Annotated in this window: 20 protein-coding genes and 1 pseudogene; 4 read left to right on the top strand and 17 right to left on the bottom strand. The window is 75.2% G+C overall.

The window, feature by feature from the left end:
• The 14 genes and pseudogenes from AB0C69_RS02145 to AB0C69_RS02080 form a co-directional block, all read right to left on the bottom strand.
• Positions 1-919, bottom strand: a pseudogene (locus tag AB0C69_RS02145) (potassium-transporting ATPase subunit B); the annotation flags it as partial.
• Entirely contained in the window at positions 916-2,586 is a 1,671-nt protein-coding gene (kdpA, locus tag AB0C69_RS02140) for a potassium-transporting ATPase subunit KdpA (protein ID WP_360348596.1), read from the bottom strand. The gene kdpA and the pseudogene AB0C69_RS02145, both read right to left, overlap by 4 nt.
• Complete coding sequence (kdpF, locus tag AB0C69_RS02135) at positions 2,587-2,676, bottom strand: K(+)-transporting ATPase subunit F (RefSeq protein WP_345181326.1); 90 nt, start codon at positions 2,674-2,676, stop codon at positions 2,587-2,589.
• A 170-nt stretch (positions 2,677-2,846) separates the two neighbouring features.
• On the bottom strand, positions 2,847-3,464 hold the full coding sequence (locus tag AB0C69_RS02130; protein WP_360348592.1) for a V-type ATP synthase subunit D: 618 nt from the start codon (positions 3,462-3,464) through the stop codon (positions 2,847-2,849).
• Positions 3,461-4,870, bottom strand: coding sequence for a V-type ATP synthase subunit B (locus AB0C69_RS02125; protein ID WP_360348589.1), 1,410 nt, complete (start codon positions 4,868-4,870; stop codon positions 3,461-3,463). The genes AB0C69_RS02130 and AB0C69_RS02125 overlap by 4 nt, the downstream gene beginning before the upstream one ends.
• Positions 4,867-6,375, bottom strand: coding sequence for a V-type ATP synthase subunit A (locus AB0C69_RS02120; RefSeq protein ID WP_360348586.1), 1,509 nt, complete (start codon positions 6,373-6,375; stop codon positions 4,867-4,869). Before AB0C69_RS02120 ends, AB0C69_RS02125 begins: the two co-directional genes overlap by 4 nt.
• A complete protein-coding gene (locus tag AB0C69_RS02115; protein ID WP_360348583.1) occupies positions 6,360-6,884 on the bottom strand; it encodes a hypothetical protein in 525 nt (174 codons plus the stop codon). The genes AB0C69_RS02120 and AB0C69_RS02115 overlap by 16 nt, the downstream gene beginning before the upstream one ends.
• Positions 6,881-7,111, bottom strand: a complete 231-nt coding sequence (locus AB0C69_RS02110; RefSeq protein WP_345181338.1) for a hypothetical protein — start codon at positions 7,109-7,111, stop codon at positions 6,881-6,883. The genes AB0C69_RS02115 and AB0C69_RS02110 overlap by 4 nt, the downstream gene beginning before the upstream one ends.
• Positions 7,108-7,359 carry an ATP synthase subunit C gene (locus AB0C69_RS02105; protein WP_345181340.1) on the bottom strand — a complete coding sequence of 84 codons (252 nt, stop codon included), beginning with the start codon at positions 7,357-7,359 and terminating at the stop codon, positions 7,108-7,110. Before AB0C69_RS02105 ends, AB0C69_RS02110 begins: the two co-directional genes overlap by 4 nt.
• The gene (locus tag AB0C69_RS02100) at positions 7,344-8,771 is read right to left on the bottom strand and encodes a V-type ATPase 116kDa subunit family protein (RefSeq protein WP_360348579.1); all 1,428 of its coding nucleotides are present in this window, start codon (positions 8,769-8,771) and stop codon (positions 7,344-7,346) included. The genes AB0C69_RS02105 and AB0C69_RS02100 overlap by 16 nt, the downstream gene beginning before the upstream one ends.
• Positions 8,758-9,681: a hypothetical protein gene (locus AB0C69_RS02095; RefSeq protein ID WP_360348576.1), complete on the bottom strand. Its 924-nt coding sequence runs from the start codon at positions 9,679-9,681 to the stop codon at positions 8,758-8,760. The genes AB0C69_RS02100 and AB0C69_RS02095 overlap by 14 nt, the downstream gene beginning before the upstream one ends.
• Positions 9,678-10,112 carry a hypothetical protein gene (locus AB0C69_RS02090; protein ID WP_360348573.1) on the bottom strand — a complete coding sequence of 145 codons (435 nt, stop codon included), beginning with the start codon at positions 10,110-10,112 and terminating at the stop codon, positions 9,678-9,680. The genes AB0C69_RS02095 and AB0C69_RS02090 overlap by 4 nt, the downstream gene beginning before the upstream one ends.
• Before the next feature lie 159 nt (positions 10,113-10,271).
• The gene (locus tag AB0C69_RS02085) at positions 10,272-10,394 is read right to left on the bottom strand and encodes a hypothetical protein (RefSeq protein WP_360348570.1); all 123 of its coding nucleotides are present in this window, start codon (positions 10,392-10,394) and stop codon (positions 10,272-10,274) included.
• Between the two features lie 241 nt (positions 10,395-10,635).
• Complete coding sequence (locus AB0C69_RS02080) at positions 10,636-10,893, bottom strand: hypothetical protein (protein WP_360348602.1); 258 nt, start codon at positions 10,891-10,893, stop codon at positions 10,636-10,638.
• Positions 10,894-10,908: 15 nt separating this feature from the next.
• Between AB0C69_RS02080 and AB0C69_RS02075 the strand changes: the two genes are divergently transcribed.
• Positions 10,909-12,189 (top strand): MFS transporter, encoded by a 1,281-nt coding sequence (locus AB0C69_RS02075; protein ID WP_360348599.1) that lies wholly within the window; start codon positions 10,909-10,911, stop codon positions 12,187-12,189.
• Here the strand turns inward: AB0C69_RS02075 and AB0C69_RS02070 are convergent, their stop codons facing one another.
• On the bottom strand, positions 12,190-13,587 hold the full coding sequence (locus AB0C69_RS02070; protein ID WP_360348567.1) for a hypothetical protein: 1,398 nt from the start codon (positions 13,585-13,587) through the stop codon (positions 12,190-12,192).
• The gene (locus tag AB0C69_RS02065; protein WP_353834716.1) at positions 13,571-15,328 is read right to left on the bottom strand and encodes a hypothetical protein; all 1,758 of its coding nucleotides are present in this window, start codon (positions 15,326-15,328) and stop codon (positions 13,571-13,573) included. The genes AB0C69_RS02070 and AB0C69_RS02065 overlap by 17 nt, the downstream gene beginning before the upstream one ends.
• Positions 15,329-16,089: 761 nt before the next feature.
• On the opposite strand from AB0C69_RS02065, the gene AB0C69_RS02060 reads away from it, so the two are divergent.
• Together AB0C69_RS02060 and AB0C69_RS02055 are read left to right on the top strand one after the other, a co-directional pair.
• On the top strand, positions 16,090-16,674 hold the full coding sequence (locus AB0C69_RS02060) for a dihydrofolate reductase family protein (protein ID WP_360348564.1): 585 nt from the start codon (positions 16,090-16,092) through the stop codon (positions 16,672-16,674).
• A gap of 107 nt (positions 16,675-16,781) precedes the next feature.
• Positions 16,782-18,146 carry an MFS transporter gene (locus AB0C69_RS02055; protein WP_345179394.1) on the top strand — a complete coding sequence of 455 codons (1,365 nt, stop codon included), beginning with the start codon at positions 16,782-16,784 and terminating at the stop codon, positions 18,144-18,146.
• Here AB0C69_RS02055 and AB0C69_RS02050 read toward each other — a convergent pair.
• Complete coding sequence (locus AB0C69_RS02050; RefSeq protein ID WP_360348561.1) at positions 18,119-20,350, bottom strand: lantibiotic dehydratase; 2,232 nt, start codon at positions 20,348-20,350, stop codon at positions 18,119-18,121. The genes AB0C69_RS02055 and AB0C69_RS02050 overlap by 28 nt on opposite strands.
• Positions 20,351-20,505: 155 nt before the next feature.
• On the opposite strand from AB0C69_RS02050, the gene AB0C69_RS02045 reads away from it, so the two are divergent.
• Entirely contained in the window at positions 20,506-21,543 is a 1,038-nt protein-coding gene (locus AB0C69_RS02045; RefSeq protein WP_360348559.1) for a ketoacyl-ACP synthase III family protein, read from the top strand.
• Positions 21,544-21,774 lie beyond the last annotated feature (231 nt).

The following is a 21,774-nucleotide window of genomic DNA, read 5'->3' as shown; positions in this document are numbered from 1 at the left end:
CCGCGATCCCGATCGCCGACAGCAGCGCACCGATCGTCGTCGGGATCAGGCACACCAGCAGCGACACCAGCACGATCCCGGTCACCCCGTCCGCGTTCAGGGCGAGGCTGTCGCCGACTCCGGGGTTGATGGCCCTGGAGAAGATCGCCAGCGGCTGCAGCGTCGCCACCGCCAGCAGGAAGATGACCGTCAGCGCGGTGAGCAGGATGTGCAGGGCGATCTCGTTGGGGGTCTTCTGCCGGCTCGAACCCTCCACCAGCGCGATCATCCGGTCGACGAACGACTCCCCCGGCCGCTGGGTGATCTTCACGACGATGCGGTCCGAGAGCACCCTGGTCCCGCCCGTCACCGCCGAGCGGTCCCCGCCCGACTCCCGGATCACCGGGGCCGACTCCCCCGTGATCGCCGACTCGTCCACGCTCGCGATGCCCTCGACCACGTCCCCGTCACCGGGGACGACCTCCCCCGCCTCGACGACGACATGGTCGCCCTCCCGCAGCCGCGTGGCGGCGACCGCCTCCTCCCCGGCCCGCTCCCGGCCCGGCGTCCAGTCGAGCAGGCGGCGGGCCACGGCGTCGGTCTTCGCCTTGCGCAGCGAGTCGGCCTGCGCCTTGCCGCGGCCCTCGGCCACCGCCTCCGCGAGGTTGGCGAACAGCACCGTGAGCCAGAGCCACACCGCGATCGACCAGGCGAAGACGCTCGGGCGCAGGCCGGCCAGGACCGTGGTGAACACCGCGCCCACCTCGACGATCAGCATGACGGGGTTGTGCCACAGCGTGCGCGGGTCGAGCTTGGCCGCCGCGTCCGGCAGGGATCTCAGCACCTGCTTCGGGTCGAGCAGGCCGCCCCGTGCCCTGCCGCCCCGGCGTTCCGGCGGCCGCGGCGAGGGGCCCGTCGAACGGCGGACCCGCGCGGTCATGCGTGGATGCCTTCGGCGAGCGGTCCCAGCGCCAGCGCGGGCAGGAACGTCAGGGCGACGAGGACGACGGTGACGCCGACGACCAGCCCGACGAACTGCGGCCGGTGCGTGGGCAGCGTGCCCTCCGAGGCGGGGGCGCGGCCCTGCCTCGCCAGCGACCCCGCGAGCGCCAGCACGAAGACCATGGGGAGGAACCGGCCGAGGGCCATGCAGAGCCCCAGTGCCGTGTCGTACCAGAGGGTGCCGGAGGCCAGTCCGGCGAACGCCGAGCCGTTGTTGTTGGACGCCGAGGTGAACGCGTACAGCACCTCCGACAGGCCATGCGGCCCGGGGTTCAGGATCCCGGCCCTGCCGTCGCCGGTCGCCATCGCCGCTCCCGTGCCGACCAGCACCAGGATCGGGGTGGTCAGGAAGTACAGCGCGGCGAACCTGATCTCCCGGGACCCGATCTTCTTGCCCAGGTACTCGGGCGTGCGGCCCACCATCAGCCCCGCCACGAACACGGTGACGACCGCCAGGATCAGGATCCCGTACAGGCCCGAGCCGACGCCGCCGGGCGCGACCTCGCCCAGCATCATGCCGACCATCGCCATCATGCCGCCGAGACCGGTGTAGGAGTCGTGCGCCGAGTCCGTCGCGCCCGTCGACGTCATCGTCGTGCCGGTGGCGAAAGCCCCGGAGTCCGGCACCCCGAACCGGGTCTCCACGCCCTCGGTCGCGGCGCCGATCGCGGTCGGGACCGTGCCGTGGTGCATGAGCTGGAAGACCTGCATGAGCACAACGCTGACGATCGCCAGCGCCGCCATCACCGAGACGAGGGCGTAGCCCTGCCCGTTGTCGCCGACCATCCGGCCGAACGTGCGCGGCAGCGAGAACGCGATGACCAGGAGCAGGAAGACCTCCAGCCAGTTCGTCCAGGCGGTGGGGTTCTCGAACGGGTGGGCGGAGTTGACGGCGTAGAAGCCGCCGCCGTTCGTCCCGAGCAGCTTGATCGCCTCCTGGCTCGCCACCGGTCCGCCCGTCAGCGTCTGGGCGCCGCCCGCGATCGTGCGCACCACGTGGTGCGCCGGATCCCAGAAGTTCTGCACCGCCCCGCCGGCCACCAGGACGAGCGCGGCGAGGAACGCGACGGGCAGCAGGATCCGCAGGGTGCCGCGGAGCAGGTCGACCCAGAAGTTGCCCACGTGGTCGGTCCGCTTGCGGGCGAAGCCCCGCACCAGTGCGACGGCGACGGCCATGCCGACGGCGGCGGACGCGAAGTTCTGCACCGCCAGGCCCGCCATCTGCACCAGGTCGCCCATCGTCGACTCGCCCGCGTACGACTGCCAGTTGGTGTTCGTCACGAAGCTGACCGCCGTGTTCCACGCCTGACCCGGCCCGACCGGCGGGAACCCCAGGCTCAGCACCAGGTGGTTCTGCAGCCGCTGCAGCCCGTAGAGGAACAGGACGCCGACGGCCGAGAACGCCAGGACGCTGCGCGCGTAGACGGGCCAGGTCTGCTCGGCGTCCGGCGCGACCCCGGTCAGCCGGTAGACGATCCGCTCGACGCGTGCGTGCCGCGTGCCGGTGTAGACGCGGTACATGTAGTCGCCCAGCGGCCGGTACACCGCCGCCAGAGCGAGGACGAGGGAGGCGATGAAGACGGTTCCGGCGGCGGTCGGGCTCATCTAGAAACGCTCCGGGAAGAGCAGGGCGATGATCAGGAAGACGGTCAGCACCGCGGCCAGCACGAGACCGATCGCGTTCTCGGCCGTCACAGCCTCTCCAGTCCCTTCACCACGAGGGCGAGCAGGACGAAGACCGCCACCGTCAGCAGAACGAACACGACGTCGCCCATGGTCGTCTTCCTTCCAGGAGCGCATGAAGCAAAGCGCCCGCTCGGGGAGTTTTGGCGGAACTTGACGGCCTCTTAGCGGCCGGGCCGGGTTCAGGGACGGCCGTCCGGGCGGCCCTCGCGGCCGGCGAGGAGGCGCAGGCGGGCACCGTCCTCGCGTTCGCGCTCCTCCAGGGCGGCCTCGATCTCGGTCAGGGCGGCGCGCAGCCGGGGAAGGCGGCGGCGTTCGATCGCGCGGACGCGCTGCCGCGTGGCGGCCACCTCGGCGTCGACGGCGGCCGCCGCCGCGGTCGCGGCGGCGTGGGCGCAGGCGGCTTCGAGCGCGGCCCGGCAGGCCCGCCGCGCGGGCGCCACCGCGGTGCCGGACGGCGACGGCGCGAGCCGGTCGGGCAGGTCGAAGACGATGCGCCGGGGGTAGGTCACGCCCATGAGGACGGTGTGCTCCACGGTCAGCTCGGCCCGGTCGCCGGTCGAGGCCAGGGGCAGCACCCGGCGCCCGCCCAGCAGCGTGGCGCGGTTCAGCAGCCTGTCGGCCTCCCGGCAGCGGCGCTCCCAGTCCTCGCCCGTGGCGCGGGCGAGCCGGTGCAGGCCGTCCTGCTCGTCCCGCAGGATGCCGAGCTTGCGTTCCAGCAGGTCGATGGCGGCTTCGGCGGCCGCGATGCGCCGGCGGTGCCAGAGGCGTCCCGCGCGTCCCCGCGGCCCCGTGCTCACCGCTCGCGCCCGAGGTGCTCGTCGATCGCCTCGGCGGGCAGCATGGTGAGCTCGCGGCGCGGCAGTGCCGCGAGCGCCCGCCATGCCAGGTCCAGGGTCTCTCCCAGCGGGCGGGCCTCCGTCCTGCCCTGCGAGATGAGGGTCTGCCGGCAGGCGCGCTCGAAGTTGAGGTAGTGGCGGTCGGTGTCGCTGAGGGCGCCGGCCCCGACGAGCTCGCCGAGTTCGCGGGCGCGGCGCGCCCCGGCGAGCGCGGCCGTCGTCTGCGCGGCGACGTCGAGGTGGTCGGCGCGGGTGCGGCCGGGCCCGGCGGCCTTGCGCATGAGCCGCGACAGCGACTCCAGCGCGTCGACGGGCGGGTACACGCCGAGCGCGTGCAGGTCGCCGGACAGGACGATCTGGCCCTCGGTGATGTAGCCCGTGAGGTCGGGCACGGGGTGGGTGATGTCGCCGCCGGGCATGGTCAGCACGGGGACGAGCGTGACCGATCCGGGGCGTCCGCGGACGCGGCCGCAGCGCTCGTAGAGGGAGGCCAGGTCGCTGTAGAGGTAGCCGGGGTAGGCGCGGCGCGCGGGGATCTCGCCGCGGGCGGCCGACACCTCGCGCAGCGCCTCGCAGTAGGACGTCATGTCGCCCATGACCACCAGGACGTGCCGGCCCTCCTGGAAGGCCAGGTGCTCGGCCACGGTCAGCGCGATGCGCGGAGTGACGATCCTTTCGATCACGGGGGCGTCGGCCAGGTTGAGCAGCAGCACCAGCTCGCCGGACGCCGACCGTCCTTCCAGGGTCTCCCGGACGGCGGCGGCGTCGGCGTGGGTCAGGCCCATCGCGGCGAAGACGACGCAGAACGGCTCGTCGCCCGCCGACGCCTGCGCCGCGATCTGGGCGGCCAGTTCCAGGTGCGGGAGGCCCGCGCGGGAGAAGACCGGCAGCTTCTGGCCCCTGGCGAGCGTGGTGAGCGCGTCGATGGCGGAGACGCCGGTCAGCACCGGCTCGGCGGGCGGCTCGCGGTGCACGGGGTTGAGGGGGACCCCGGCGACGGGGGCGGCGGCGCCCAGCACCGGCGGGCCGCCGTCGAGCGGCTGCCCCATGCCGTCGCAGACCCGCCCGAGCCAGGCCGTCCCGACCGGGACGCGCAGCGGCGCGCCGCTGAAGGTGACGCGCATGCCTTCGGTGCTCATGCCGCCCGTGCCCTCCAGCACCTGCACCAGGACCCGGTCGCGCGCGGTGTCCAGCACGAGCCCGTGGCGGTCGTCCTCCGCCGCCTCGCCGTCCGCCGCGTCCCCGTCCCGTCCGACCCGGATGTCGGCGAACTCGTCCCACCCCACGTCCCCGGCGCCCGTGACGACCACGAGCGGTCCGCGCACCTGCGCTATGCCGGTGTAGGACGGTCTCGGCCAGTCGGTCACCGCAGGCCGTCCAGCCTGGCCAGGACCGCGTCCCGGCGGTCGCGGACGTCCGCCGGGGCCGGGGCGTCCTCGCGGGCCCGCACGAGGGGCGAGTAGTCCAGATCCTCGATCGCCGACACGGCGACGCCTCCGCCGACCAGGTCCTGGCACCGGTCCGCCACGGCGATCACGGCATCGGTCAGCGCGGCGGTGCGCTCGGGGGTGCAGGACGCGTCGGTGGGGCTGAGGGCGCTCTGCTGCAGGACGCCTTCCCGCAGCAGGCGCCCGGCCAGGAGCGTCACCCGTTCGGCGGCGGGCAGGGTGCCGGTGCCGACGAGCTCGGCGAGGGCGGTCAGGCGGTCGGCCTCCGCCAGCAGCCCCGACGTGCGCGCGCGGCGGCGCGCCCACTCGGGGTCCCCGGCGTCGGCGTGGGCGCGGGCCACGGCCGGGACGTCCCGCGCGAAGGAACCCGACCAGGACACCGCGGGGTAGTGCCGCGAGTACGCCAGATCCTTGTCCAGGCTCCAGCGGGCCCGCACGAACCGCTCGGTGTAGGCGGTGACGGGCTCGGTCATGTCGCCGCCCGGCGGGGACACCGCGCCGATGACGGTGACCGACCCCTCGGCGCCGCCGCGCGTCCGGACCCGCCCCGCGCGCTCGTAGAAGGCGGCGAGCGCGGACGGCAGCGCGGCCGGGTACCCCTCCTCGCCGGGCAGCTCGCCGGCCCGCGAGGCGAACTCGCGCAGGGCCTCGGCCCAGCGGGAGGTGGAGTCGGCGATGACGACGGCGTCCTTGCCCTGGTCGCGGAAGTACTCGGCCACGGTGACGCCGCTGTGCACGCTCGCCTCGCGGGCCATCATCGGCATGTTGGAGGTGTTGGCGATGACCACGGTGCGGTCGGCGAGCCGGCCGCCCGTGCGCGGGTCGTCCAGCTCCGCCAGCTCTTCGAGCACGTCGGCCATCTCGTTCCCGCGCTCGCCGCACCCGACATAGACGATCACGTCGGCGTCGCACCACTTGGCGACCTGCTGGAGCAGCATCGTCTTGCCCGTGCCGAAGCCGCCGGGGACGGCGACCGTCCCGCCGAACGGCACGGGGAAGAGCAGGTCGATGACGCGCTGGCCGGTGTGCAGGGGGGCGCCGGCGTCCAGCCGCTCGGCGTAGGGGCGCGGCCGCCGGATCGGCCAGTGCTCGGCCCGGTCCGCGTCCGCCCGCACGGCGCGGGCCGAGGGGTCGAGCCAGACCCCCGCGCCGCTCAGCGGGCGCAGCAGGCCGTCGAAGACGCCGCCGAGCAGGTGCGCGCCCAGCGGCGCGGACAGGGCGCGGCCGGTCGTGGCGGCGGGCGCGCCGGGAGCGAGGCCGCCGGTGTACTCGTAGGCCTGGACGGTGGCCGCGGCGCCCTCCAGCGCGACGATCTCCCCGGGGAGGCGGGCCGGGCCGAGCTCGACCACGTCGTTCATCGCGGCGCCGCGCATCCCGGCGGTCTCCACGAGGGGCCCGTTGACGCGGGTCACCTCGGCGCCCACAGGTCCGCCACCTCCGTCCCGAGGGCCGCCAACGCCCGGTCCGCCAGGGCGCCCGCGGACAGGTCCAGCTCCGCGTCGGGGACGCGGGCGACCAGACCGCCGCCGCCCGCCCGCTCGACCCGCGCGCCGGATCCGAGCAGCGCCCGGGCCCGCGCCGCCAGCGCCGCCCGGTTCGCGGGGGCGTCCGGGCCGTCGAACAGGGCCCGGACCTCGCCGCGGACCCGGCGGCGCAGTTCCTCGTAGGCCCGCCTGCGCGCGCCGAGGACGATCGACCGGGACTCCGCGCGCGCCCGGGACCGCGCCGCCGCAGCGGCCAGTGCCCCGTCGGCGCGTCCCTCCGCCCGCGCGCCGTCCAGGATCCGGGACGCCTCGGCGCGGGCCTCGTCCACGATGGCGGCGGCGTCGCGCTCGGCACCGGCGACCAGGCGGGCGGCCTCGACGCGGGCGCCGTCCGCCAGCGCCTCGCGCACCGGGGCGAGCGCGCTCGCGATGCCCTTGCCGCCCGTCACGGCGGCATCACCACGGTCACGACCCCGGGACGCCGGCGGCGCGCGTCCCCCAGGACCGCGGCCGCCGCGGGCGTCAGCACGACCACGGCCGCCCGGTCGCCGAGCGCCTCCCAGGCGGACCGGACCTCGCCGGGGCCGTCCGCCGGGCTGACCAGCGCCCCGGCGAGGCCGTAGCCCTCCACGCGGGCCCGCTCCCCCAGCACGGCGACGCGGCCTGCGGCGGTCATGCCTTCCCGATCAGGATGATGCCGATGATCAGGCCGTAGATGGCGATGCCCTCGGCCAGCCCGACGATGACCATCGCGCGGCCGAACAGCTCGGGACGCTCGCTCAGCGCGGCGAGCGCCGCGGCGCCGGTGTAGGCGACCGCGACGCCCGCGGCGATCGAGGCCCCGGCGACCGCGATCCCCGCGCCCACGAACGGGGCCCAGTTCGCGGCCGCCACCTGCCCGGCCGCCATCACACCCGTGGACACGGAGCGTCCACCTCCTCTGCCGTCATGCGAATGTGCCAGGGCCGGAACGGCCGGCCCTGCGTGGTGAAGAGCCGCGAGAACAGCTCGTAGTACTCCAGCCGGAGCGCCTGCACCCCGGCGACGAGCGCCTCCAGGGCGAACGTCAGCGACGTCCCCAGGACGAAGACGGCCGCGGCGGCGGCCCGCGCGACGCCGCCGTGGTGCCACAGCGCGGCGGTCCCCGTCCAGACGACCGCGGCCAGCGCGGCATGCGTCAGGCCGAACGCCGCCAGACGCGCGAACGACACCACGTTGGCGCCCAGCCGCACGACCAGGTCGAACAGCTCCACGACCGCTTCGACCGCGCCCGTCCCGCCGCCGCCCGCCCTGGCGAGGAAGCCGGCGAGGGCGAGCGCCAGCCCGAGGACCGCGACGGCCGCGCCGGCGAGGGCGGCGGCGGGCCGGTGGAGGTAGCCGCCCGCGGCGAGGGCGCCGATCCCGACGAAGACCGAAGCGCCGGAGATGCCCGAAGGCTCGTACAGCGCGGCGGACCAGCCCCCTTCCCTCCACCGGTTGACGATGCCCAGCGCGTAGGCGCCGGCGAGCAGCACCGCCCCGAGACCCACCGCGGAGACCAGGAGCTCTACCGGGCTGTCGAGCGGCGACAGCCACAGCCGCGGGACGACACGGGTCGGGCCGAAGAACTCCCCGTACAGCACGCCGAAGACCGTGCCGGTGGCGCCCGCGCCCAGCAGGAACGGCCACGCCCGCCGCCAGCGCGTCGGCCGGCGCGGGCGGCCCGCGAGCAGGGCCGCGGCCGCCGCCATCAGCATCAGCCCGTGGCCCGCGTCGCCGAACATGATCCCGAACATCAGGACGTAGGCGGCCCACGCGAGCGGGGTCGGATCGAGGTCGGCGTACGGGACGGGACCGTAGGTCGCCACCAGCGGGACGAGGGAACCGCGCAGGCTCTCCCTGCGGTCCTCCCCCGCCAGCAGGGACGGCGCCTCCACGCCGCGCGGGTGCGGCAGCCGCACCAGGGCGGCGCCGACCTCGGCGAGCCGGGCGGCGAGCGCCGCCTGGGCCGCGCGGGGCGTCCAGCCGACGGCCGCGGCCACCTGTCCCTTGCGGACCGCGGCGGCGGCGCGCTCTCGGAGCCGGGCTTCGCCTTCGAGCAGCTCGGGGCGGTTCCACTCGGCCAACCGCCGCGGATCGGGAGCCGACGGCAGGACGGCCGGTTCCAGACCCGCGGCCTCCGCCCGCCGCGGCGGACGTGCCGTGTCGTCGCGTGCGCCCTGCGGGCGGCGTCCCGGATCGAGCTCGACCACCCCGGCGTCCGCCACCCGCGCCAGGGCGTCGCGCAGCGCGTCGGCGGGTGCCACGACCGCGACGCGCGCCATCCGCACCGGCCGCAGGCCCTCAGGCCACCTCATCGTAGGCCTCCACCGGTCCGCCGCCGAGCGCCGCCGTCTCCAGCGCGGCGCGCACCCGCCGGACGTCGGCGGCCATCACGGCCACCGCGCCGACGACCGGGCCGAGGCCGAACGCCGAGCCCCGTAGCAGCGCGCCGCCGTCCTGCTCCAGCCGCCGCCAGCAGCGCGTCTCGGCCTGCCAGAGGTCGGCCGGGTCGTCGATGCCCTCCAGGGCCCAGCGGACGCCCCGGGGCAGCCGATCGGCCATGGCGGGGACGTCGGGCGCCTCCACCGCCGCACCGCCGAGCAGCCTGCGAGCCCGTACGAGGGCGGCTTCGGGCAGGATCCTGCCGTCGCCGAACCGCTCCCCCGCGACCAGCACGGCCGCCGCCCCCGCCGCCCAGGCGCCCGCGTGCGTACCGAGCCCGGAGACGCGCGAGGCCCACGAGAGCCGGAGGAACAGCCTGATGTCGTACGGATCGGCCTCCCCGGGGTCGCCCCAGGGCGTGGCGGCGAGGCGCTCGCGCACCGCCCCCGCGTCCGGGGCGTCCGCCAGCGCCGGCCATGCCGTCGCGAGCGCGCCGAGCGCGTACGGCTCCTCGGCGGGCCGCCCCTCCAGCCGCTGGAGCAGGCCGTCGATCCCGGCGATCTCGAACCATCCGGCCAGGGCCCGGAGGGCGATCACGCCGCGGGGCGGCAGCCAGCCCGCCAGCACGCGCAGATCCCAGAGCAGCGACTCCGCGACCGCGTGCTGCGCCGCGTCCAGCGTCGGCCCGGCGGGAAGCCGCCTCCCGTAGGGGGTCGCCGCCAGGCTCGCGAGCGCCTCGGCGAGGGAGCCCGCCCGCGCGATCGCCCTGACCCGCGCGGGGCCGAGCGCGTTCCGCGCGAGCGCCCGGGCCCGGACCTGGCCCGCGACGTACCCCGCGCTCACGGGGAGGCCCTCGTCTCGTCCAGGAAGCCCGCGACGAACCCCAGGGCGCGGGCCGCCAGTCCGTCCAGCCGAGTGGCGGCGACCTCCCGGATCCGCCCGGCTTCGTCTTCCGCGGCGACGCGCATGGCCCGCACTTCGTCCTCGACGGCCCGCAGAGCCTGGGCCGCGGCCGAGGCCCGTTCACCGGGCGCCGCGGTCCGCGCCTGCTCCACCAGGCCGGCCGCCTGCTCGCGGGCCGACCCCGTGAGAGTCCGCGCGAGGTCGTGCGCCGCCGCCAGGGTGCGCCGCCGCTCCTGCTCCGCTTCCTCCAGCCGGGAGAAGACGGGCTCCAGCTCGTCCTCCACGGCCCGGGGCTCCGAGGGGACGGCGGCCGCGGCGCCCGGTGCTCCGGCAGGGCGGAAGCGCTGGAGAAGGTCGTGGAGTGCCGGCACCGTGCCTCCCCTGGACTCGCCCGCTCGGTCCCCTCATCCCCGGTGAAGGCGTCGCGAGCCGACACGGCCGGATGCCCCCTTCGCAGGACGAGTCCCCTCCACACCGGCGCACAAACAGCTATTTTCCGATCACAGGGAGTGACTTTCCCGTGGGCGCGCTCAGCCGGGCTTGGAGGCCGCGACGGCGTGCGACGCGCCGGGGATCCCCCGGGTGCCCCGCAAAGAGGCGCGGTCGGCCATGAACCGGATCACCTCGGCCGGGATGTGCCGACGGCCGGGCATCTGCCCGGCACCGGGAGCGGAGCGCAAGGGAAAAGGGGTTTCGGCCACAGCCGGAACCCCTTCCCGGAGAATGGCGCACCTGCATCGCCGCCGGCGGGGCAGGCCAGTGCCAGTGTGGCGCGCGTTTCTGGCGCGCCGCTGTTTCCGCCATCGACTGGAACGCCCGGTAATGCGCGAGCGCCTTCCGAGGGGTCAGGACGGGCCGGCCCCTCAGAAGGCGCTGTCTTCCGCCTCCTCGCCGTCAGCGGAGGAGGGAATGGCGGCGGATCACCGGGAGCCGTTCCCAGAACCGGCCGAGCCCGAGCGTCCTTCCGGCGTCGGCGAGCGCGGCGGCGATCAGCAGGGCGGCGTAGATCCAGTGCATGTCCATGAAGGGATTGGTGTCCGGCCACAGGGACGCCGCCCACAGCATGACGAGCAGGACGGTGCCGCCGATCGCGGCGAGGCGGAGGCAGATCCCGAGGAGCAGCGCGACGCCGAGGCCGCCGAGCCCGAACATGAACAGGGCGTCGACCTGGAACTCACCCGCACCGGCCTGACGTGGGCGGTCACGGCCTACACGCTGTTCTTCGGAGGCCTGATGCTGCTCGGCGGACGGCTCGCCGACGCCTTCGGCGCCCGGCGCATGATGCTGGCCGGCCTGTCCGTCTTCACCGCCGCCTCCCTCGCCACCGGCCTCGCCCAGAGCGGGACGCTGCTGCTCGGCGGCCGGATCGCGCAGGGCGTCGGCGCGGCGCTGCTGTCCCCGGCGGCGCTGTCCACCGTCGCCACCACCTTCCACGGCCCCGAACGCCACAAGGCCCTCGGCATCTGGGGTGCGCTCGGAGGAGCCGGCTTCGCCGCGGGCGTGCTGCTGGGCGGCGTCCTCACCGCCGGCCCCGGCTGGCGCTGGGTGTTCTTCGTCAACGTCCCCGTCGGGCTCGTCCTGCTGGGCACGCTGCCGGCGGTGGTGCGCGGCCGCTCCGGCCGGCCCTCCGGGCAGCGGCTCGACCTGCTCGGCGCCGGCACGGTCACCGCCGCGACGGCCGCGTTCATCTACGGGATGACCAACGCCGGCGACGACGGCTGGTCCGGCTCCGGCACCCTCGTCCCGCTGGCCGCCGCCGTCCTGCTGTACGGCGCCTTCGGCTGGATCGAGCGCGCGGCAAGGACCCCGCTGATGCACGTGACCATGCTGGCCCGCCGTCCCGTGGCCGCCGGAGCCTTCCTCATGCTCGTCGCCTCCGGGCTGCTCATCTCCCTGTTCTTCCTCGGATCCCAGTACCTGCAGCACGCGCGCGGCATCAGCGCTCTGGAGACGGGCCTGCTGTTCCTGCCCGCCGCGCTCGGGACCGGCGTCGGAGCGCATGTCGGCGGACGGCTCGTGGGTTCCGCCGGCACCCGTACGGTCGCCGCGGCGGGCCTGGCCCTGGTCGCCGCCGGCGCCGGCCTGCTGACCGGCCTGCCGGCGGACGGCGGAGTCGGCCTGCAACTGCTCCCGGGCCTGGTGATCGCGGCCGCGGGCGTGGGGCCGGTGTTCGTCGCGGCGAGCGCCTCCGCCCTGGCCCACGTCGAGCACTCGGAGGCCGGCCTCGCCTCCGGCGTGGTCAACACCTTCCACGAACTGGGCGCGGCGATCGGCGTGGCGGTGGCGTCCACCGTCGCCGCGGCGGGCCTCGCGGACGTCCCTTCCATCGACGGCTTCACCACCGCGTTCACCGTGTTCGCCGTCGCCGCGGCGGCCGCCGCCGTCGTGTCCCTCTGGCTGGTACCGCCGGGCAAGCCGCGGATGACCGGGGGCCCGCACGCCCACTAGCTAGGTCAGGGGGCCGGTGGCGACGGTGATGGTGCCGCCGGGGAGCCAGCTGGTGCCGGTGTGCGCGTGTTGCGCCGGGGCTCTCGACGGCATGAACGTGACCAGGGAGGCCGCGTACAGGCGGGGCGGGCCGTCCGTTCCCCCGGGGCCGCGCCAGGCCCGGTAGCCGGCGGCGGTGGGCGTCTCGTCCGGGAAGCGGGCCCTCAGCTCGGCGGCGTAGCGGAGCGGGTCCGGGTCGCGCGGGGAGAAGCGCAGCGGGAGCATCTGGGCGGCCGGGATGGCCAGCAGCGGCGCGCTGAGCAGCCAGGGCGCCAGGTAGGCGCCCTGGCCGCGCAGGGTTCCCCGCGCCATCCGGCGGAGGACCGCGTCCGCGCTCGACCAGCCCGGGACGAGGATGACCGGACGGTCCGCGCCCGCGGCCGTGACCGTCAGCCCGGCCCGCGCGCTCGCCTCCCGGACGACCAGCGCCGCGGCCCGCGACCGGGGCGACCCGTCCCCGACCAGGTGGACGGAACGCACGCCGCGGCCGGCGAGGAACCCGACCGTCGCGCGGAGGGCCGCGGCGTCAGCGACGTCGAGCCGGTCGGCGGGGCACGGCACGGCCGTGTCGCCGCCCGCGACGAGGACGCCGAGGGCGGCGCTCGCGCATTCCGGGCCGTCCGTGCGGAGTCGCGGCGACGCGGCCGGGCCCTGCCCGGTGTCGACCGCGAGGGAGGCCGTCCGGCCGCCGGCCGCCAGGCGGATCCGGCTGCGGCCGGGCGGGAGCCACACCTGCCGCCACGTTCCCGGCGCGCCCGGCATGCGCGCCGTGGCGCCCGCCGGGCCGCGGGACGTCCCCACCGAAACCGGGCGGTCGCCGGTGTGGACGAGGTTCCAGCCGGGACGCTGCGGAGTCACCAGGATCGGCAGGCGCTCCCCGGCCAGGTCGACCTCGCGCAACAGCGGAACGCCGGGGGCGACCCGGTCCCGGACGACCGTGAGCGACCCGCCCACGGTGAGCACCCCGAGCGCGGCGGCCAGCACCGTGCCCGACGCGACAGAGCGCCGGGGGTGCCGGAGCGCGCGGGGCGTCGCGAGCGCCACCGCGCCGAGCGCCAACGCCACGAGCACCCGGTCCACGGCCACCAGGTATCCGACCGCGGCCACGGCCGCGACGACCGAGACCAGCACGGTGACGCGGCGGGACGGCGGGCCGACGCGCGGCCGGAGCAGCGCGGCGCCCGCCACGACGGCGGTCGCGAGCAGCGCGGCCACGCGGATCGCCGTGGTCGCCCAGCCGCCGTCCGGCACCGCGCCGTGCCCGCCGTGGCCGCCGTCCGCCCACGCCGGGGAGGCGAGGAGCGGCAGCAGCGCCGCCGTCCCCGCCGCCACCCGCCGGACGTCAGCGGACGTCGGCATCGGAGACCGCGAACAGGACGCCGTGCGGCCGGGCGTCGCCGGTCTCGCCGTGCGGCCACGCGGCCCGGTTGAACTCCACGCACGGGCGGCCGGTGTTCTCGTCCTTGAAGCCGCGGTCGATGGAGAGCTGCTGCCGCGGGGAGATGTTCACCATGCAGACGCGGTGGTCTCCGTCGAACGGCGACGCGGCGACGAAGTAGTTCGCCATGACGAGCCGCGTCGGCTGCCGCGTCTCCTGGTAGTAGCCGCCGGGCCCCTGCCGGAAGTTGTCCAGCGCCGCCCAGTGCGGGCCGCCGGTCGTCGGGTCCTCGACGGGCAGGACGCTCACCAGGGACGGGCAGTCGGGCTCGGCGCCGCCGCGCGTGACCTCCTCCATGGTGTCGATGTTGCACCGCGCCTGCTTGCCCGCGCCGACGAGCTTGCGGATGTCCAGCACGTACACCATGCCGGTGTCCTTGCCGCCGGACGACTCGTCGCCCCGGCGCATGACGACGTGGTACAGGTAGCGGTCGTCCGCGCTGGTCTGCAGCCAGGAGCCGCCGTCCATGCCGACGCGGTTGTCCAGCTCGGGGGCGAGCCGGGTGAAGGCGGTCGTGTCGTCGAAGACCTCGCGCCACGTCGGCTTCGGGTCGGTGATGTCGGGGGTGTAGTAGATGGACGCCCCGCCCATCGTCGAGACGAACCCGCCCCGGTGGTGGCGCTCGTTGGTGAGCGCCGTCTCCATCACCACGCGCGGCTCCTCCTCGATGAGGAACGGTTCCTTGCGCGGGCCGTCCGGCAGGTGGGAGACCGACAGCAGCCTGGGCCGGTCGCGTTGCGCGATGTCGTAGATCCGCACGGTGTCGCGGGCGATGTAGAAGTCGGCGGACGGGATCAGCATGAGGCTCCGCACCTCGGCGAAGTCGCTGGTGACCAGCCGGTTCAGGTCCTCGCGCACCCGGATTCCGTGCGGGTTCGCGCAGGTCGGCGGGTCCACCTGCGGGATGCTGTGGCAGGTGTCGGGCTCGGCGGCCTCCGTCGCCGCCGGGTACTCGACCCGCACCCGGCCGCTCTGGTCGATCCGGAGCACCTCGCCCGGGGTGCCGGCCGCGCCGTTGCCCGTCCTGACCTCACCGTGCGTGTACGTGCACGGCCCGGGGACGTTGGGACCGCCCATGTAGGCGCCGTAGACGGTGCCGTCCTTCAGGGTCGTGAAGGCGTCCGGGGCCGTGCCGCAGGGGGTGTCCGTCGCGGTGACGACGCCGCTGAGCTTGATCTGGGGAAGCCTCGCGACGTCGAACACGTAGGTCGTGTCGCTGAGCAGCCCGCCGGCGTACACCTTGTCGCCCTTGTGCCACACGTACTGCATGTGGTGCGGCTCGTTCTGCAGCAGCGGGCCGATGGTCGCGGTGTTGACGACCTTGCCGTAGTCGCGGGAGCCCTTCGTCGCGTCGATCACGGCGAGGAAGTCGGGGTCGGCGGAGCCCTCGACGTCGGACTTCCGGTGGGCGGCGTGGCCCGCGGCGCCCACCGGGCCGCCCGGGACGCTCGCGTCGCCCGTCCAGACCAGCAGCCATTCCTTCCGGTGGCCCTGGCCGTTCGTCCGGACGATGTGGTTCGTGACGGTGTAGGTGGTGCCGTCGCGCCCCTTGACGCTGGAGGTGCTGACGACCACGTCGCCGGCTCCGGCGTCCGCCCCTGCCACGGGCTGGAACGCGACCAGGCAGGCGGCCGCCGCCGCCAGCGCGATGAGAACGATCAACCTTCGGCGCAGTTTCGAGAACGGTTCAATGCCGACCATGGGCTTGTCCCCCGTGTTTCCGCAGGCGGGATCGCCGATCGGCGTCAATTTACTATACTAATTATTAGCCATCCAGAGTCGGACGCGCGGCACGCCGACCCCGGGACGGAAGGGCGCGCGGATTGCGTCCCGGCCGCGCGCGAGCCCCTGGACATGAAGGATTTCCGCGTCCGGGCCCGTCGTTCCGCAACGGTGTTGCCGGCGGTTCGGCCGACCCTCCGCCAAGCCCCGGCTTCACGCGTGCCGCCGCGCACGGCCAGGAAGCTCACCTCGAACTCCGCAGGCAGACGGCTCCCTTCAGACCCGCTGGTCAGCGCATATATGGTCGCGCCGACCGCCGTCCGGCGGCCCGCCCGGCGATTCCACCATCCCACCGACGCGGAGTGAACTCAGAAGTCAATGTCCCGCCGCGTTCTCGGCGCCCACCACCGCGCAACATCCGGAAACCCGCCCACCGATCGCGCCGCACCTCCCCGCCATTCCCCATAAGAACTGCTCCCGGCACGCGACTTCGCTACAAAATCTGCTAGCTGACCGAATCCGGCCGCCGTCCGAGGTTTGGGTTAAGCGCTTCGACGGATGCGCGGGTCGGGCGTCCCGCTCGGCGGCGCGACCCGGGGCGCCACCGATTCCAGGGCGCTGTCGATTCCGGGGGCGGGCGTTCGTGTAGAGGGTGACGGGCCCCGACCGGGCGGCCCGCACTACAAGGAAGGACCGGGCCGATGCGTTCGATCAGCGTCACGATGTTCGTCTCCCTCGATGGGGTGGTCCAGGGCCTGGGACGCCCGGACGAGGACACCCGCGACGGGTTCGCCCAGGGCGGCTGGGGCCCGCAGTACAACGACGAGGTGATGGGCCGCGAGATGGCCAAGGGGATGGCCAACGCCGGAGACATGCTGTTCGGGCGCCGGACGTGGGAGGACTTCCTCAACGCGTGGGGACGCGCCACCGACGGCAACCCGTTCAGCACGCACATGAACGCGGCCACGAAGTACGTGGTGTCGAAGACGCTGGACGACGCGGACGCGTGGGAGAACTCGATCCTCCTGCGCGGCGAGGCCGTCGAGACGGTGGCGGAACTGAAGGCCCGGCCGGGCGGGAACCTCGCGATCAACGGCAGCGCCTCGCTGGTCCGGAGCCTGCACGCCGCCGGCCTGATCGACCACTACACGCTGCTGATCCACCCGCTGACCCTGGGCTCCGGCAAGCGCCTCTTCGAGGGCCCCGCCCCGCTGACCGAGTTCGACCTCACCGGCAGCGTCACCACCCCCAAGGGCGTCATCATCGCCCACTACACCCGCCGCTGAGACAGATCTGGGGGGTGGTGGGGGTGTGGGGGGTTGGTTAGCTTTTGGGCTGGCCGCTCGTGGTTAGGAGACCCATGCTCCCTGCGGAAGCGTCTGGTCGGCGTCGGGTGGGTGCGGGGGGTGGGGGGCCGGCGCTGGCGCTGCTGTGCGGGTGCCAGCTCACCCTGGTGGTCGACGCCTCGATCGTGAACATCGCGTTGCCCAGCATCCAGCGGGGGCTCGGGTTCGGCGACGCCGGGCTGTCGTGGGTGGTGAACGCGTACACGCTCGCGTTCGGGGGGCTGCTGCTGCTCGGGGGGCGGGCCGGTGATCTGCTCGGGCACCGGCGGGTGTTCGTCGCGGGGGTCGGGGTGTTCACCGTCGCGTCGCTGGCCGGAGGGTTCGCGGTCTCGCCGGGGTGGCTGCTGGCGGCTCGGGCGATGCAGGGGGCGGGGGCCGCGTTCGCGGGCCCGGGCGCGCTGGCGCTCATCGCGACCACCTTCCAGGACGCGGAGGGCAGGAGCCGGGCGCTGGCCGTGTTCTCCATGGTCGCGAGTGTGGGGATGGTCGCCGGGCTGGTGCTCGGGGGCGTCCTGACCGCGTGGGCGTCCTGGCGGGCCGTGCTGTTCGTCAACGTGCCGGTGGGCCTCGCGATCGTGCTGCTCGTGCCGCGGGTCGTGCGGGAGTCGGCCAGGCAGGAGGGACGGTTCGACGCGGGCGGGGCGGTCGCGTGCACCGCCGGGGCGACGCTGCTGGTGTACGGGTTCATCCGCGCCGCCGAGCAGGGGTGGTCCGGGGCGCTCACGGTGGGCGCCTTCTGCGGGGCGGCGGCGCTGCTCGTGCTGTTCCCGGTGGTCGAGGCGCGGGCGCGGCAGCCGATCGTCCCGCTGGGGCTGTTCGCCGACCGGGACCGGGTGGGCGCCTTCCTCATGCGGTTCCTGCTCACGGCGGCCATGAGCGGGATGCTGTTCTTCCTGACCCTCTACGTGCAGGGGGTGCTGGGGTACGGGCCGCTGGCGACGGGGTTCGGTTTCCTGCCGACGACGATCGCGCTGATCGCCGCCAGCCGGGCCGTGCCCGGGCTGCTGCCCCGGTACGGGCCGCGGCCGATCATGGCGGCCGGGACCGTGCTGTGCGTGGCCGGGATGGTGTGGCTGACGCAGGTGTCGCGGGACGGCACCTACGTCGCGATGATCCTCGGGCCGGTGCTGCTGTTCGGGGCGGGGACGGGCCTGGTGGCGGTGGCGGCGACGTTCACGGCGATGCGGTCGGTGCCGCCCGGGGAGTCCGGGGCCGCCTCGGCGCTGCTCCAGAGCATGCAGCAGATCGGCGGGTCGCTGGGCGTCGCCGTCCTGGTCACCGTGGACCACGCCGGTTCGTCGAAGGTGGACGGCATGCGGGACGCCTTCACGGCCGGGGTGGCGTTCACCGCCTGCATGCTTCTGGCGCTGGCCGCCTTCCGCTCTCAGGGACGTTCCGGATCGCAGAACTGAAGGCGCAGCTCGCAGCCGTAGCGCCGGCCCGCCGCGTCGGGCAGCCACGGTTCGTCCAGGTCCGGGAGGAGTTCGGTGAAGACGACGGGGACGTCGTCGCCGGCGGTCGCGCGGGCGGCGCGCAGCAGCGTGGCGAACGAGGAGACGTACCGGGGGCCGGTGAAGTCGACGTAGACCGGTTTGACCTCCGTGCCGACCTTGGCGAAGACGCGTTCGGGCATGCCGAGGGAGCGGCGCAGGCGGCGGGCGGCGAGGTACTCGCGGGGGCCGTGCGCGGGCGCGACGGCCGTCCCGCCGACGGTCGTGCGCCAGGTCTCGCGGGCGACGACGAGCCCGTCCAGCGTCAGGCGCGGGTGGTGGGGGCCGGCGCCGGCGAGCTTGAACGCCTCGGCGCCGAGCCAGCCGAACAGCAGCGCGAACACCTCGCGGAGCGGGCACCGGAGCCCGTCCGGCCCGGTGACCTCCAGGGCGCCAGCGTGCTCGTGCACGGTGAGCGCGACCAGCGGCAGGACGCGGGCGGGGTCCGCTCCCGGCGCCGGGGCGAAGGCGAGCTGGTGGTCGGTGACGCCGAGGACGGGGGCGATGCGCGCGGTGTACTGGGGCCACCAGGTCGGGTACAGCGGCCGGAACTGGGGGCCGATGTCCTCGGCCGCCGCGGCGCGCAGCCGGCCGGGGTCGGGGTGCCGGTCGGCGAAGACGGCGCAGTCGAGGGTCGGCCACGCGGTGTGCATCTCGCCGAGGACGAGGGTGAACTTCCCCGCCGCCATCGCCTCGGGGCCGGCCGCGCCGAGGCACAGGTCGGGGCTGTGGATGCGGGCCCCCGCCCAGCCGGGACGTTCGGCGGCGAACAGCCGGGCGGCGGGATCCGCCAGGTCGGCGGCGGTGAAGGCGAGGCGGCGCTCGTCCGGCGCGCCGTCCAGGCCGAACAGCGCGTTCCAGCGGCGGGCGAACTCGGCGGCGACCGCGTCGGCGGGGCGGTCGCGCCCGGTCAGCAGGGTCTGGGCGGCGTCCCAGAACGCCGGCATCGGCACGCCGCGGGCGCCCGGTTCGAGCAGGTCGCAGTACACGTCGCGGAACGCGGCGTCGTAGGCGTCCGCGAGGGTCGCCGACAGCCAGCGCGCGGCGGGCAGGAGGACGGACCCGAACGGGCCGGAGAGCGCGTCCAGGAGCGGGCCGCCGAACGTGACGTCCAGGTCGCGGACGGTGTCCTCGTAGCAGAGCCGCCGTCCCGCGTACATCTGGCCGCTGCGCCGCTCCGGCTCCGCCCCGGTGACGGCGGTGAACTCGGCGTCCAGGCGTTCCAGCGCGGCGGCCAGGGCGTCGGCGTCGCCCGCCGCGGCGGCCACGGACGCGCGGGCGCGGTCGAGCCGGGCGAGTCCGGCCAGTGCCCGTTCCCGGGCCCGCGGCTCGGCGATCGCGGCGAGGGTGTCGCGGAGCACCCGCTCCGCCCGCGGGTTGTACGGCATGTTCACGCCCCGCCAGACGATCCCGTCCTCGACCAGCCGGTCCAGGGCGGCGGCCAGGTGCGGACCGGGGGCGACTTCGGCCGCGGGCCGGGTGCCGTCGCAGCGGGACAGCACCTCGGCTTCGGCGGTGGTCAGGTGCCGCGGGTCCTCTCCCGGCCGCAGGACGTCCTCTCCCCGGACGAGCAGGTGCGGGTGGACGCCGACGGGCAGCCACGGCGCCACGTCCGGGTCGTCCAGGAGCGCGGCGACGTAGGCCTCCAGCGCCCAGAACTCGTAGTCGACCTTGCGGGACCGCAGCAGTCCCCCGCCGGGCCTCGCCTCGACCGCGTCCGCCGCCTCGGGGTCGATCGTGCCCCAGGCGACGGGGCCGAAGAACCCGGCGGTGTCGTTCTTGCCGCAGTAGCGCTGCCAGTAGCGGACGAGGGTGTTCTCGCGCCCCCGCCGCTTCTTGCGCTCCAGCCTCGGGTTCTTCCCGGGCCGGGCGGCCGGGCCGTCGGCGAGACGTGCCAAATGCACCGCGGCGGTGGGGTTCTGCCATGTCACCGCCTCGCGGAAGAGCGGGTCGGCGGCGATCTTCGCCGCGGCGCGGCCCGCGTCCGCCAATGCGGCGTCCATGGCCTGCGCGAATTCGGTTTCTCCGGCGATGCCGTCGAGAAAGGCATCGGCGGTCGCGGCGCATTCCGGCGCGGCGAAAAGCGCGAGCCCGTCCGCGGGGAATCCGGTGGAGCGGATCAGCACATCTCGCCAAACCGACCATCGCGTTCCGGGTAGCGGCACCGAGTGCCGTCCGTCGCCCACTGCGATCTCCCTCCGCCACCGAAACGGCTCTCGCCCCGCGAAGAAGATCAACATAATGTGTGATTTGTTTGCCGTCACTCTCCGGAGGTCCGCACATGCGCTGCGACGGTCTGTTCCTCGCCGGGCTCGCCCACCGGATTCCCGAGGCGGTGGACGTGGACGGGGCGGTGGACGGCGGCCGCTACGACGCCGACGACCGGAGGGCCGACGGGTACGCCTCCGTCGCCGTGGCCGCCGGCGAGGCCCCGCCCGAGATGGCGGCCGCGGCGGCGCGCCGCGCGCTGGAGCGGTCCGGGATCCCGCCGTCCGCCGTCGCGCTGCTGCTGCACGCGTCGGCCTGGTTCCAGGGCGTCGACTACTGGCCGGCCGCCTCGTACGTGCACCGCGAGGTCCTCGGCGACGCGGGTCGGCACGCGCCCGCGCTGGACGTCCAGCAGATGTGCGCGGGGGCCCTCGGCGCGCTGGAGCTGGCCGCCTCCTACCTGGCCGCCGACGCGTCCCGCGCGTCCGCCCTGGTCACGACCGCGGACCGGTTCACCGACCCCGGGTTCGACCGGTGGCGCGGGGACGTGCGCGGCATCGTCTACGGGGACGGCGCCGCCGCGGCGGTGCTCGCCCGGGAGGGCTTCGCCCGGCTGCTGGCCGTCTCGACGGTCGTCGACACCGCGCTGGAGGGCATGTACCGCGGCGACGAGCCGTTCGCCTCCGCGCCCGGCCGCCCGGTGGACGTGCGTGCGCGCCGCTCCGCCTTCGCCGCGCACGCCAGGGCGCTGGTGGGGAGCCTCGCGGAGCGGACCGCCTCCGGCCTGACCGAGGCCGTCGGCCGGACGCTGGACGAGGCCGGGCTGAAGATCGCCGACATCTCCCGGTTCGCCTTCCCCAACGTCGGCCTGCACGTGCTGCGCACCCGGTACGCCGAGCCGCTGGGCCTGGACGTGGAACGCACCACCTGGGACTGGGGCCGCCGCACCGGCCACGTCGGCGCGGCCGACCAGCTCACCGGCCTGACCGATCTGGTGGAGTCCGGGCGGGTGGGGCCGGGCGACCGGGTGCTGCTGGTCGGGATCGGCGCCGGGTTCGCCTGGACGTGCGCCGCCGTCGAGATCGTCGAGCGTCCCGCCTGGGGCGGCTGACGCGAGCCGCTCCCACGTCAGGCGCTCACCGGCGCCCCCACCAGCGTGCCCGCCGATATTGCGGAGCGCTGGCCGTCCCGGCCATCACGACCCCGCTCTGTTATGTCATGACGTCACAAAAAAGACGAATCAATCCTGTTCCTCTCTTGATGGTTCCACTTTACGGAAGATCATGTTTTTATGTTCCCGACCAGCTTGTGCCGGTACACCCCGGAAGGTCGCGGTTTTGCC

The sequence above is a fragment of the Actinomadura sp. NPDC048032 genome (genome assembly GCF_040653175.1).
In the GTDB taxonomy this organism is placed as follows: Bacteria; Actinomycetota; Actinomycetes; order Streptosporangiales; family Streptosporangiaceae; genus Spirillospora; species Spirillospora verrucosospora.
This window is presented reverse-complemented; position numbering and strand designations above follow the sequence as displayed.

Excerpts from the sequence above, each read along its gene's own strand:
- kdpA (WP_360348596.1), bottom strand. The coding sequence starts at position 2,586 with ATGAGCCCGACCGCCGCCGGAACCGTCTTCATCGCCTCCCTCGTCCTC.
- AB0C69_RS02110 (WP_345181338.1), bottom strand. The coding sequence starts at position 7,111 with ATGACCGCCGCAGGCCGCGTCGCCGTGCTGGGGGAGCGGGCCCGCGTG.
- AB0C69_RS02100 (WP_360348579.1), bottom strand. The coding sequence starts at position 8,771 with ATGAGGTGGCCTGAGGGCCTGCGGCCGGTGCGGATGGCGCGCGTCGCG.
- AB0C69_RS02085 (WP_360348570.1), bottom strand. The coding sequence starts at position 10,394 with ATGCCCGGCCGTCGGCACATCCCGGCCGAGGTGATCCGGTTCATGGCC.
- AB0C69_RS02080 (WP_360348602.1), bottom strand. The coding sequence starts at position 10,893 with ATGTTCGGGCTCGGCGGCCTCGGCGTCGCGCTGCTCCTCGGGATCTGC.
- AB0C69_RS02070 (WP_360348567.1), bottom strand. The coding sequence starts at position 13,587 with ATGCCGACGTCCGCTGACGTCCGGCGGGTGGCGGCGGGGACGGCGGCG.
- AB0C69_RS02060 (WP_360348564.1), top strand. The coding sequence starts at position 16,090 with ATGCGTTCGATCAGCGTCACGATGTTCGTCTCCCTCGATGGGGTGGTC.
- AB0C69_RS02045 (WP_360348559.1), top strand. The coding sequence starts at position 20,506 with ATGCGCTGCGACGGTCTGTTCCTCGCCGGGCTCGCCCACCGGATTCCC.